Source organism: Caballeronia sp. SEWSISQ10-4 2, from assembly GCF_030464885.1.
Taxonomy (GTDB): Bacteria; Pseudomonadota; Gammaproteobacteria; order Burkholderiales; family Burkholderiaceae; genus Caballeronia.
In genome coordinates, this window is record NZ_JALPRJ010000002.1 from 198154 (window position 1) to 209837 (window position 11684).

The following is an 11684-nucleotide window of genomic DNA, read 5'->3' on the forward strand; positions in this document are numbered from 1 at the left end:
TTGGGTAGCGTTCCCTATGAGCATCAAATCCGACAAGTGGATCCGGCGCATGGCCGAAGAGCACAACATGATCGAGCCGTTCGTGCGCGATCAGGTGCGGGTCTCCGAAGATGGCCGCAAGATCGTGAGCTACGGCACGTCCAGCTACGGTTATGACATTCGTGTGGCAGACGAATTCAAGATCTTCACGAACATCAATTCCACGATCGTCGACCCGAAGAATTTCGACGAGAAATCGTTTGTCGACTTCAAGGGCGACGTCTGCATCATTCCGCCGAACTCCTTCGCGCTTGCGCGCACAGTCGAATATTTCCGGATTCCGCGCTCGTGCCTGACCGTTTGTCTCGGCAAATCGACGTACGCGCGCTGCGGGATCATTGTGAACGTGACGCCGTTCGAGCCCGAATGGGAAGGGTATGTGACGCTCGAATTCTCAAATACGACACCTTTGCCTGCCAAAATCTACGCGAACGAAGGCGTGGCGCAGGTTCTCTTCTTTGAAAGCGACGAGATCTGCGAGACCTCGTACGCCGATCGCGGGGGCAAGTATCAAGGGCAAATCGGCGTGACACTGCCGAAAACCTGACGTTTCTTATTGATTAGAAACGTCATTGCAACGCTTTTTGAAAGACCGCTGGAATCGAGCACGCACAACTCGGCCAGCGGTCGTTCCATTTGGAGATTCGCCGCATGAAGTTCCGTTTTCCCGTCGTCATCATCGACGAAGATTTTCGCTCCGAGAACATTTCGGGTTCCGGCATCCGCGCGCTTGCGGAGGCGATCGAGCGCGAAGGCGTCGAGGTGCTCGGGCTGACGAGTTACGGCGACCTGACGTCGTTCGCTCAGCAATCGAGCCGCGCGTCGTGCTTCATTTTGTCGATCGACGACGACGAATTGCTGCCGTACGTGGATAACGTCGTGGTGGCCGAAGGCGATACACCGGAGCTGGCGTCGGCAATCGTCGCGTTACGCGCGTTCGTGCAGGCAGTGCGACGGCGCAATGCGGACATCCCCATTTTCCTGTACGGCGAAACGCGCACGTCGCGGCACTTGCCCAACGACATCCTGCGCGAGCTGCACGGCTTCATCCACATGTTCGAGGACACGCCGGAGTTCGTCGCGCGGCACATTATCCGCGAGGCGAAGGTCTACCTCGACGCGCTCGCGCCGCCGTTCTTCAAGGAACTCGTGCAGTACGCGGAAGAGGGTTCGTACTCGTGGCATTGCCCGGGGCATTCGGGCGGCGTCGCGTTCCTGAAAAATCCGCTTGGGCAGATGTTCCATCAGTTCTTCGGCGAGAACATGTTGCGGGCGGACGTCTGCAATGCCGTCGATGAACTCGGCCAGTTGCTCGACCACACCGGGCCGATCGCGGCGTCCGAGCGCAACGCGGCGCGCATTTTCAGTGCGGATCATCTGTTCTTCGTGACCAACGGCACGTCGACGTCGAACAAGATCGTCTGGCACGCGACCGTTGCACCCGGCGACATCGTGCTGGTCGACCGCAACTGTCACAAGTCGATCCTGCACGCCATCACCATGACGGGTTCGATCCCCGTCTTTTTGACGCCGACGCGCAATCACTTCGGCATTATCGGACCGATTCCGCGCGACGAATTCAAGCCAGAAAACATCCGCAAGAAGATTGAAGCGAATCCGTTCGCGCGCGAGGCGTTGGCGAAGAATCCGAAGGCAAAACCGCGCATTTTGACCATCACGCAAAGCACGTATGACGGCGTGATCTACAACGTCGAGATGATCAAGGACCTGCTCGGCGACCTGCTCGACACGCTCCACTTCGACGAAGCCTGGTTGCCGCACGCCGAGTTCCACGACTTTTATCAGGACATGCACGCAATCGGCGCGGGGCGTCCGCGTACGGGCGCGCTGGTATTCGCCACGCACTCCACGCACAAGCTGCTGGCGGGGATTTCGCAGGCGTCGCAGATCGTGGTTCAGGACTCCGAGAACAGCACGTTCGACAAACATCGCTTCAACGAGGCGTATCTGATGCACACGTCCACGAGCCCGCAATACGCGATCATCGCGTCCTGCGACGTGGCGGCAGCCATGATGGAGCCGCCGGGCGGCGCGGCGCTGGTGGAAGAGTCGATTGCGGAAGCGCTCGATTTCCGCCGCGCCATGCGCAAGGTCGACGACGAATACGGCGACGAATGGTTCTTCAAGGTGTGGGGACCGGAAGCGCTGGCGGAAGAGGGCATTGGCGATCGTGAAGAATGGGTGTTGAAGCCGAACGACCGCTGGCACGGTTTCGGGGCGCTTGCCGAGGGCTTCAACATGCTCGATCCGATCAAGGCGACCATCATCACGCCCGGACTCGATGTGGACGGCGAGTTCGGCGAGACGGGAATTCCTGCCGCGATCGTGACGAAGTATCTGGCGGAGCACGGGATTATCGTGGAGAAGACCGGGCTGTATTCGTTCTTCATCATGTTCACGATCGGCATTACCAAAGGCCGCTGGAACTCCATGGTGACCGAGTTGCAGCAGTTCAAGGATGACTACGACAACAACCAGCCCTTGTGGCGCGTATTGCCCGATTTCATCGCGCAGCATCCGTCGTATGAGCGCATGGGATTAAGGGATCTTTGCGAGCAGATTCATAGCGTTTATCGGGCCAACAATATTGCCCGGCTGACCACCGAAATGTATCTATCGAGCATGGAGCCGGCCATGAAACCGTCTGAAGCCTATGCAAAACTGGTGCATAGGGAGATCGATCGCGTGCCTATCGATGAACTCGAAGGGCGTGTGACCAGCATCCTGCTGACGCCGTATCCGCCGGGTATTCCGTTGCTGATTCCGGGTGAGCGATTCAACAAGACCATCGTCGATTATTTGCGCTTCGCGCGTGAGTTCAACGAGCGCTTCCCGGGTTTCCATACGGATATCCACGGGCTGGTCGGGGAGATGATCAACGGGCGTATCGAGTATTTCGTCGATTGCGTGCAGAACGAAAGCTGATGTGACGGCGTGAGAACGAAAAAGGCCCGCGAAGATTGCGGGCCTTTTCGTTGGCGCCTGGACTTGCACTACTTACGTCACAATAAACCGCCGGTCTTCCACGCCCGGCGCCAGGAGCGCTTTCGGCGGCCGAGTGAAAGCCGGGTCGGCGGCCATATCGTGGAGCGCGTTTTCCAGCGAGTCGCACAACGCGGTCAACGCCAGATCGTTTTCTTCGAGGCCGAACGGATCTTCGATCTGCGCCGCAATCGCTTCCAGCGACATGAACGCGTATGCGACCAGCAGCGCGAACAAGGGCGTCAGCAAACCCGCGCCATCGACAAGACCGAACGGCAGCATCACGCAGAACAGATACACGGTCCGGTGGATCATCACCGAGTACGAGAACGGCAGCGGTGTGGATGCCAGCCGTTCGCAGCCGCCGATCACCGCGGACAACTCATTCAGATTCTGCTCGAGCGCGAGCGTGCCGTAGCCGTCGAGTGCGCCTTCGCGAGCACGTGTGCCTGACCATTCGCCGAGCCATCGCAGGATCAAAGCCGAGCGATATTGCGCTTGGGTCACGCGTTGATAAAGCGCGGGCGGCAGGCGTGTGGCGAGATCGGGGAGAGGATCGGTGCGGCGCATTTCGTGACGCAGCGCATGACCGAGCGCGCCAATCGCGGCGATGAACTCGCGCGTGTCCTCGCTCTTGACGCCGTTCGGCAGCGTTAGCGCCTGGCGTGTCAGCGAGCGGCCGTGAATCAGCAGCGCGCCCCACAGCTTGCGGCCTTCCCACCAGCGTTCGTAACTCGCGCTGTTGCGAAAGCCGAGAAACACGGCCAGCGCGATGCCGACCAGCGCGAACGGCGGCGTGCCGAGTCCGACCGGATAGTCGCGCACATGGTCATGCATGAAGATGGCAGCAACCGAGAGCACGAAGATCAGGGCGAGGCGCGGCAGTAGCTGCGGCAGCACGGATCCGCGCCAGACGAACAGCATGCGAAACCAGTTGAGTTTGGGACGGATGATCATGGGCGAACCGAAAACAACGGAGTTGAATGCATGCCTGTGTTCTATTGCCGGGCGAAACTGTAGCTGAATTGGCTACGATCGTAGCCAATTCAGCTACGATCGGCCTCGCACCGGACCAAGCCGATCGCCCGCTTACCCCAACGCCGCCCGAGCAGCCTTTGCCGCCGCCCGAACCTGCTCCGGCGCCGTCCCGCCGGCGTGGTTCCGGCTGGCGACCGAGCCTTCCAGCGTGAGGTACTCGAACACATCGTCACCGATCAAATGAGCCACGTTCGGCAATTCCGAGCGCATTTCGTCGAGTGTCAGATCCGCCAGGTCGCAGCCGCGGTCCACGCAGATCCGCACCGCGAGCGCCACCGCTTCATGTGCATCGCGGAAAGGCAGGCCGCGCTTCACCAGATAATCGGCGAGATCGGTTGCAGTCGAAAAACCCTGCAACGCGGCTGCGCGCATGGCCTCAGGCTTCACCGTGATGCCGGCGGCCATTTCAGCGAAGATGCGCAGGGTATCGGAGACCGTATCGACGGTATCGAACAGCGGTTCCTTGTCTTCCTGATTGTCCTTGTTGTACGCGAGCGGCTGGCCCTTCATCAGCGTCAGCAAAGCAATCAGATGCCCGTTCACGCGCCCGGTCTTGCCGCGCGCCAGTTCGGGCACGTCGGGGTTCTTCTTCTGCGGCATGATCGACGAGCCGGTGCAGAAGCGGTCAGCCAGATCGATAAACCCAACGCGCGGGCTCATCCACAGCACGAGCTCTTCCGAGAACCGCGACACGTGCGTCATGATCAGCGCGGCAGCCGCCGTGAATTCGATGGCGAAATCGCGATCCGACACGGCATCGAGCGAATTGGCGCAGATGCCGTCGAAGCCGAGCGTCTTGGCCACGGCGTGACGATCGATCGGATAGCTCGTACCGGCGAGCGCTGCGGCTCCAAGCGGCAGGCGATTCACGCGTTTGCGGCAATCGAGCATGCGTTCGCTGTCGCGGCTGAACATTTCGACGTAAGCGAGCAGGTGATGACCGAACGTCACGGGCTGCGCAACTTGCAGATGCGTGAAGCCGGGCATGATGGTTTCGGCATTTTGCTCGGCAATATCGATCAGCGCGCGGCGCAACGCGACCAGCAATTCACCGATGCGATCGATCTCGCCACGCAGCCACAGGCGGATATCGGTGGCGACCTGATCGTTGCGCGAGCGGCCGGTATGCAGGCGTTTGCCGGCATCGCCAATGAGCGCCGTCAGCCGCGCTTCAATGTTCAGGTGCACGTCTTCCAGGTCGAGTTTCCACTCGAATTCGCCGCGCTCGATTTCGCCGCGAATCTGCGTCATGCCTTGCTGGATGGCCTGAAAATCCGCATCGCCGATAATTTTTTGCGCGGCCAGCATGGCTGCGTGGGCGAGCGATCCCTCGATATCGACGAGTGCGAGGCGCTTGTCGAAGAACACCGATGACGTGTAGCGCTTGACCAGATCGGACATTGGTTCGTTGAAGCGAGCCGACCAGGCTTCGCCTTTTTTGTGCAGTTGGGACGTCATAGTGATGTTCGTAAGAGGACGGAAAGTCGATGGCAGGCGGCCGGGCGTAGCGCAATCCGGATAAAACCCCGCGGAATTGGCGATTTTACAGGCAATGACAAACGCGTAGCCATCCGCAGGCGGGAAGCGGCCCAGTCCACCCCAATCTGAACAAGACATAAGCGCCAGGCACAAAAGGAAAGGGACGCCTCACGACGCCCCTCTCAGCCCTGGATCAACACTATCAGGCTGCCGGAATCACCTTACCCGTATAGACGACCGGGCCGGTTGGCCCATTCGGATTCGGCGACCCGCCGACGGGCTCCACGGAAACCGCCAACACCGGATACGTATTCACAAAAGCCGCTTTGAACCGTGCGGTTCCCCCGACTGGCAGCACGCCCAGTGAAACCGGATGCCCTTCCTTGGGCAGACCCCAGAGCTGCATGGATTTATCGGAGGGATCTGACGAACCGCTCAAGCGCCGCACGGTGACTTCGGAAGTCAGGTCGTCCCACGTCACGAGCATCCTTGCGTTCGATTTGTCATCGGCAAGCGTAGCCACATAACCGATCCGCGGTTCCTGCGCGACTTGTGGCGCGGGCACGGGAGCCGGCACAGGAGCTACCGTCGAAAGCTCGCGAATGGACACGACCAGCGCAATAGCCGCAATGGCGGTGGCCGCGATCGACCAGCCGCGCCAGAACGACAGATTTTCGAACCAGCTCGGCTTCGACCGGGTAACCGGGGCAGCAGACGGAACCGGCCCCGCCGCCGCATCGCGCCGCGCGTTCACCAGATTCAAGCGCCGCTCGATAGCCGGCCAAACATCAGGCGGCGGCGCGACCGCGGGCCCGAGTTCGGACATGGCCGTCAGCCGCAAGCGCCAGCTCTCCACCGCGAGACGAATCGCCGGATCGCGCTGCGAGATACTCTCAAACCGCCTTCGAGAACCGCCACGCAAGACGCCGAGCGTATATTCGGCGGCGAGTTGATCGACGAGGCCTGCGTGTCGATGCAAATCCATCACAGACCTCCCAGGCACGTTTTAAGTTTTTCGAGGCCGCGCCGAATCCACGACTTCACGGTGCCGAGCGGTACTTTCAGGACATCGGCCACTTCGCTGTGGCTCTGATCGCGCAGGTAGGCCAGCGCCACGGCCTGTCGCTGATTGGCCTCGAGCCGCTCCATGCAGATGGCGAGTTGCCGTGCTTCCTGGCTCATCAACGTCTGCTCGGAGGGATCTGCCTCGTTTGCCGGCAAGGTATCGTCCAACGCGTCGCTCCATTCTGTTTCGGCGCTTGCCCCGTTGGCCTTTTGCCGCCGCAAATAATCGAGGGCCCGGTTGCGGACAATCGCCGCCATCCAGGTCATCGGCGCGGACAGGCCGGCTTTGTAGTCGCCCGCGTATCGCCAGATATTGACGAACGCATCCTGCAACACCTCTTCAGCCCACTCCCGCTTCACCAATATACGAAGCGCCAGGCCAAACAGTTTCGACGAAGTTAAATCGTAGAGCGCGCGCAATGCGGCGGCATCTTCGCTGGCGACGCGATCGAGCAATTGCACGAGGGTGTCGGGAGTCGGGTCGTGGGGAAGGGTTGTCGTCATGGGACCGGTCGGGTGGGCGGCGCGATTGATCTTACAGAAATAATCATTTCGAACCGCATCGGTTTTTTTGCATCCGGATGCATCCGTTTCGCTTCAGCCTGCGTACCAACGGATGCGAGCCCCGCGGCGTGCGAAACAATCGGCGCGGCACGCACGGCTCACCATGTGTCCCCGTTCTCCTCCGGCGCGGCCGGGGAGATGCGGTTTTGCCCGACCTGATAAGCCGGGCTTTTTTTTGGGGCTATCGACTATCGGCTACCGACTGGGAAGTCCCGCCGCGTCGGCGCCTACCAGGATCACCAGTTTCAAATCTTCCCGATGCGCCGGCTTGAACGTGATCTGGTCGAACACCAGGCGCCCGCGCGTCGGATGATTGAATTCCCGCGCACCGCCTTCCCGTTCGCCGACGTCCTGCGATGCCCAAAAACGTGCGAATGCATCGCTGGCGGCACTGAGCGAATCGATCAGCGCTCGCGTGGGGGCATCGTTCAGATGACGGATTGAATCGGCCCGAAACTCGGCCACCAGCCGTCGTGCGCGCGTCTCCCAATCCACGATCAAGCTCTGCGCTCCTGGCGCTGTGAATGTGAAGTTAAGCAGATTGCGGTCCTGAGCACCATCCAGCCAGCCGGCGAACAACGCCGATGCTTGTGCGTTCCAGCGCAACGCGTTCCACTGGCGGTCGAGAACGTAGGCGGGCGCATCGATCAATTCCACCGATTTCAGCAGCGCTGCCGGCGCGTCCTGCGCCGCCGGATCGGGTTCGGCGGGATCGCGCTGGGCGGCAAGTTCGAACAGATAAGCCCGCTCGGCCCGCGATAGCTGCAACGCCACCGCGATGCGCGCGAGCGCGTCGGCGGAAGCGGACACCGGCCGTCCTTGTTCTATCCACGTGTACCAGGTCGGACTGACGCCGCACAATTGGGCGACTTCTTCGCGCCGCAGGCCCGGTGTGCGGCGGCGCGGGCCAGGCGGCAGGCCGACGGCCATTGGTGACAGTCTTTCTCGATGAGCGCGAATGAAGTCGCCGAGCGCACGTGCCGGCGTGGCGTCGAGGGGCGGCGCGGAATCGATTTTGCCGGCGGCAGGTGTGGTGGGTGACAAGGGCATGAGGCTCAATACGCGCTTTGGAAAGTCCGGCAGCGGCTCAGGTAGTTTAGATACCAGAATAACCGCGCAACTTGTACCGGTACAAGAGGGCACTTATTGTAACGTTGCCGCCGGCGAGACAAAACAATCGGTGAAACGTCGCGATAAGGTCCCGGCCTATCGAGGCGGAATAAGAAAAAGCCGGCTGCACAAGCCGGCTTTTCATTGAAGCGATCACGCTGCCAAGAGTGGATCACCCCGTATTGCGCAACCCCGCCGCAATCCCGTTGATGGTCAGATGAATCCCACGTCCCAGCCGCACGTTGTCATCTCCCGCACGATGGCGTTTCAGCAACTCCACCTGCAAGTGATTCAGCGGATCGAGATATGGAAAGCGGTTTTTAATCGACCGCGCGAGCAGCGGGTTATTTGCGAGCCGCTCGTTGTTCCCCGTGATCTCCGACAACACGCTCGATGTACGCTCCCATTCCGCCACAATCCGGCCGAACACATGCTTGCGGAGTTTTTTATCGGTGACGAGTTGCGCGTAACGCGACGCTACCGCAATGTCCGTCTTCGCCAGCACCATGTCCATGTTCGACAGCAGATTCGCGAAGAACGGCCAGGTCTTGTGCATCTTCTTGAGTGTGGCGAGACGGCGGGTGCGCTCGGCGGCGTCGGGAGAGCTGTCGAGGAACTCGGTTACCGCGCTGCCGAAGCCATACCAGCCGGTGAGAAGCAGGCGGCATTGGCCCCACGAGAATCCCCACGGAATGGCTCGCAAATCCTCGATCTTGCGTTGCTTCGGATCCTGCAGTTTCCGCGATGCCGGCCGGCTGCCGATGTTCAATTCCGCGATCTCCGAGATCGGCGTCGATTCGAAGAAATACTCCTTGAAGCCGGGCGTCTCATAAACCAGCGCGCGATACGCGGCCATCGCCGAATCCGACAGCGTCTGCATGGTGGCTTCGAATAACGGCAGTTGCGGCGGCGTGTTCTCGTGCGGCAAAAGCGATGCTTCGAGCGTTGCAGCAACCACGAGCTCGAGATTGCGCCGCCCGATCTCCGCGTTGCCGAACTTGCTCGCGATCACTTCGCCTTGCTCGGTCGTGCGGATCTGGCCATCGACGGTACCCGGCGGCTGCGAAAGAATCGCCTGATAGGTCGGACCACCCCCGCGGCCGACCGTGCCTCCGCGGCCATGAAATAGCCGCAGCGTGGTCTTGTGCCGCTTGAACAAAGCGACCAGCGCCAGTTCCGCGCGATACAACTCCCAGTTCGATGTGAGGAAACCACCGTCCTTGTTGCTATCGGAGTAACCGAGCATGACTTCCTGCTCGCCGCCTTGCAGTTCGACCAGCTTGTCCACGCCCGGCAGCGCAAAAAAGTCGCCCATGATGTGCGGCGCATTGCGCAAGTCGGCGATGGTTTCGAACAGCGGAATCACCATCAGGCCATCGTGCGCGGGATCTTTTGTGTGTCCCAGGCGGCCATGCAGCAGGCCCGTTTCCTTCTGCAGCAACATCACTTCCAGCAAATCGCTGACCGTTTCCGTGTGCGAGATGATGTAGTTGCGCACCGCGCGCGTACCAAATTTCTCACGCGTCACGCGCGCCGTTTCCAGCACGCCGAGTTCACTCTTGGCGAGATCGGAGTATTCGAAATAGGGCAGGCGTAGCGGTCGCGGCTGCGCCAGTTCGTTCAGCAGCAACGCGACCTTATCGGCTTCCGGCAGCGCCGCGTAATCGTCCTGGACGCCCGCCCGCGCGAGCAGTTCCGCGATCACCGCTTCGTGAATATCCGAGCTTTGACGCAAGTCGATGCTCGCCAGATGGAAGCCAAACACCTCGGCCGCGCGCGCGAGCGGCGAGAGCCGCGGCGCCGACAAATATTCGCCATGATGCGTCGCCAGCGAGTCGATCAGCACGTTCAGATCGCCGGCAAATTCGGCCGCCGATGCATACGGTTTCGCCGGATGACGGCTGCGCGCGGCGACCACGCCGTGTCCGAGCCGTTCGTCGGCACTGGCCACCAGCCGCGCATACACGCCGATCAACGCCCGCCGATAAGGCTCATCGATACGATGCGGCGACGAATCCGGCGAAGCATCGGCGAGTTTCTTCAGCGCATCACTCGCGCCGGCCAGCAAATGCGACACGGACAATTCCGCGCCCAGCCTATGCACCTGATCGAGATAGTGTTCGAAGATCACCGTGGCCTGGCGCGTGATGGCGTGCACCAGCGTGGGCGCGGTGACATTCGGATTGCCGTCACGATCCCCGCCGATCCAGCTACCCATCTGCAGGAACGGCGGCAGGCGCGCGGGCAGGCCGTGCTCGGCCAGTGCGCCTTCGATATCGGCGTAAAGCGCGGGGATCTCTTCGAGAAACGTCGCGTGGTAATACGACAGCGCGTTTTCGATTTCGTCGGCGACGGTCAGGCGGGCATCGCGCAGCATCCGCGTTTGCCACAGCGACGTGACGCGCGAGCGCAGCATCGCCTCGTTGTGCGCCCGTTCGCGCGCGGTCAATTCCTGATCGCGCTCGGCAAGAAGCCGGGCGACTTCGTGCTGCGCATCCAGAATGCTCTTGCGCGAGACTTCGGTCGGGTGGGCGGTGAGCACCGGAACGATGAGCGCGTCATCGAAGAACTTTTGCAGCGTGGCTTTCGCCGACGCCGCATTCGGGCTCGCCTTCAGGCGCTCGATGGCATAGGCCATCGTGCCGGGCTGCGGGGCCGAACCGGCCAGCGCGTGGATCCTGCGGCGCCGGTTGTGATGCCGGTCTTCCGCGATATTCGCCAGATGCGAGAAATAGCTGAACGCGCGCACGACGCTCACCGTCTGCTCGGGCGAGAGCGATTTCAGGCGCTTTTCCAGCGTCTGCGACGCCTCGTTGTCTTCCTCGCGGCGAAATTTCACTGCCGTCTGACGAATCGTTTCGACGACATCGAACACTTTGTCGCCTTCCTGCTCGCGCACGACGTCGCCGAGCAAACGGCCGAGATAGCGGATGTCTTCGAAGAGCGGCAGGTCCTTGTCGTCGCGCGTGCGCGACGAGGCTTTGGCCGGCTTGCCGTTCTTCCTGGTTTCGTCGGGCGCGGGAGTGGCCGCAGCACGTCCGTTCGCCACGCGTTTGGCCGTCCCGGTGGTTTTGGACGCCTTGGCGACAGTTGCCGCGCGGCTGATGGCGGCGGACGCCGTAACGGGCGCGGTGGAAGAAGCATCCTTCGATACAGCGTTGCGGCGGGGGCGGGCGTTGCGCGCCGATCCGGGAGACGTCACGTTGAATTCCTCTTGAAAGCCAGAGACAGGATACGGAGGCGGCCGGACACCGGAGACCGGCGCGACACCGCCGGCCAGTGCGACGTTCGACTGCTTTGCCATGCTGCATTACTGCGTTACGGATGAAACCGGGGATGCGAAGGCGCCTGACCGCGGCCGCACAATAAAATGCGTGCCCCGGCGA

The 11684-nt window shown here is 61.4% G+C and carries 8 protein-coding genes; 2 read left to right on the plus strand and 6 right to left on the minus strand.

Annotation, left to right across the window (positions count from 1 at the left end):
* Positions 1–16 precede the first annotated feature (16 nt).
* On the plus strand, positions 17–586 hold the full coding sequence (gene dcd / locus M0D69_RS02550; RefSeq protein ID WP_047896066.1) for a dCTP deaminase: 570 nt from the start codon (positions 17–19) through the stop codon (positions 584–586).
* Positions 587–690: 104 nt separating this feature from the next.
* Positions 691–2985 carry an arginine/lysine/ornithine decarboxylase gene (locus tag M0D69_RS02555; RefSeq protein WP_301780505.1) on the plus strand — a complete coding sequence of 765 codons (2295 nt, stop codon included), beginning with the start codon at positions 691–693 and terminating at the stop codon, positions 2983–2985.
* Positions 2986–3057: 72 nt separating this feature from the next.
* Here M0D69_RS02555 and M0D69_RS02560 read toward each other — a convergent pair whose 3' ends face one another.
* The 6 genes from M0D69_RS02560 to ppc all read right to left on the minus strand — a co-directional run bounded on the left by M0D69_RS02560 (position 3058) and on the right by ppc (position 11500).
* Positions 3058–3999 (minus strand): bestrophin family protein, encoded by a 942-nt coding sequence (locus M0D69_RS02560; RefSeq protein WP_301780506.1) that lies wholly within the window; start codon positions 3997–3999, stop codon positions 3058–3060.
* 132 nt (positions 4000–4131) lie between these two features.
* On the minus strand, positions 4132–5538 hold the full coding sequence (gene argH, locus M0D69_RS02565) for an argininosuccinate lyase (RefSeq protein ID WP_301780507.1): 1407 nt from the start codon (positions 5536–5538) through the stop codon (positions 4132–4134).
* 223 nt (positions 5539–5761) lie between these two features.
* The gene (locus M0D69_RS02570) at positions 5762–6544 is read right to left on the minus strand and encodes an anti-sigma factor (RefSeq protein WP_301780508.1); all 783 of its coding nucleotides are present in this window, start codon (positions 6542–6544) and stop codon (positions 5762–5764) included.
* Positions 6544–7128 carry a sigma-70 family RNA polymerase sigma factor gene (locus M0D69_RS02575; protein ID WP_301780509.1) on the minus strand — a complete coding sequence of 195 codons (585 nt, stop codon included), beginning with the start codon at positions 7126–7128 and terminating at the stop codon, positions 6544–6546. The genes M0D69_RS02570 and M0D69_RS02575 overlap by 1 nt, the downstream gene beginning before the upstream one ends.
* Positions 7129–7383: 255 nt before the next feature.
* Complete coding sequence (locus M0D69_RS02580; protein ID WP_301780510.1) at positions 7384–8238, minus strand: helix-turn-helix transcriptional regulator; 855 nt, start codon at positions 8236–8238, stop codon at positions 7384–7386.
* Between the two features lie 232 nt (positions 8239–8470).
* Positions 8471–11500: a phosphoenolpyruvate carboxylase gene (gene ppc / locus M0D69_RS02585; protein ID WP_301780549.1), complete on the minus strand. Its 3030-nt coding sequence runs from the start codon at positions 11498–11500 to the stop codon at positions 8471–8473.
* Between the last annotated feature and the right edge of the window lie 184 nt (positions 11501–11684).

What these genes read in the sequence shown, in the direction of transcription:
- dcd (WP_047896066.1), top strand. Translation starts at nt 17, where the DNA reads ATGAGCATCAAATCCGACAAGTGGATCCGGCGCATGGCCGAAGAGCAC.
- M0D69_RS02555 (WP_301780505.1), top strand. Translation starts at nt 691, where the DNA reads ATGAAGTTCCGTTTTCCCGTCGTCATCATCGACGAAGATTTTCGCTCC.
- M0D69_RS02560 (WP_301780506.1), bottom strand. Translation starts at nt 3,999, where the DNA reads ATGATCATCCGTCCCAAACTCAACTGGTTTCGCATGCTGTTCGTCTGG.
- argH (WP_301780507.1), bottom strand. Translation starts at nt 5,538, where the DNA reads ATGACGTCCCAACTGCACAAAAAAGGCGAAGCCTGGTCGGCTCGCTTC.
- M0D69_RS02570 (WP_301780508.1), bottom strand. Translation starts at nt 6,544, where the DNA reads ATGGATTTGCATCGACACGCAGGCCTCGTCGATCAACTCGCCGCCGAA.
- M0D69_RS02575 (WP_301780509.1), bottom strand. Translation starts at nt 7,128, where the DNA reads ATGACGACAACCCTTCCCCACGACCCGACTCCCGACACCCTCGTGCAA.
- M0D69_RS02580 (WP_301780510.1), bottom strand. Translation starts at nt 8,238, where the DNA reads ATGCCCTTGTCACCCACCACACCTGCCGCCGGCAAAATCGATTCCGCG.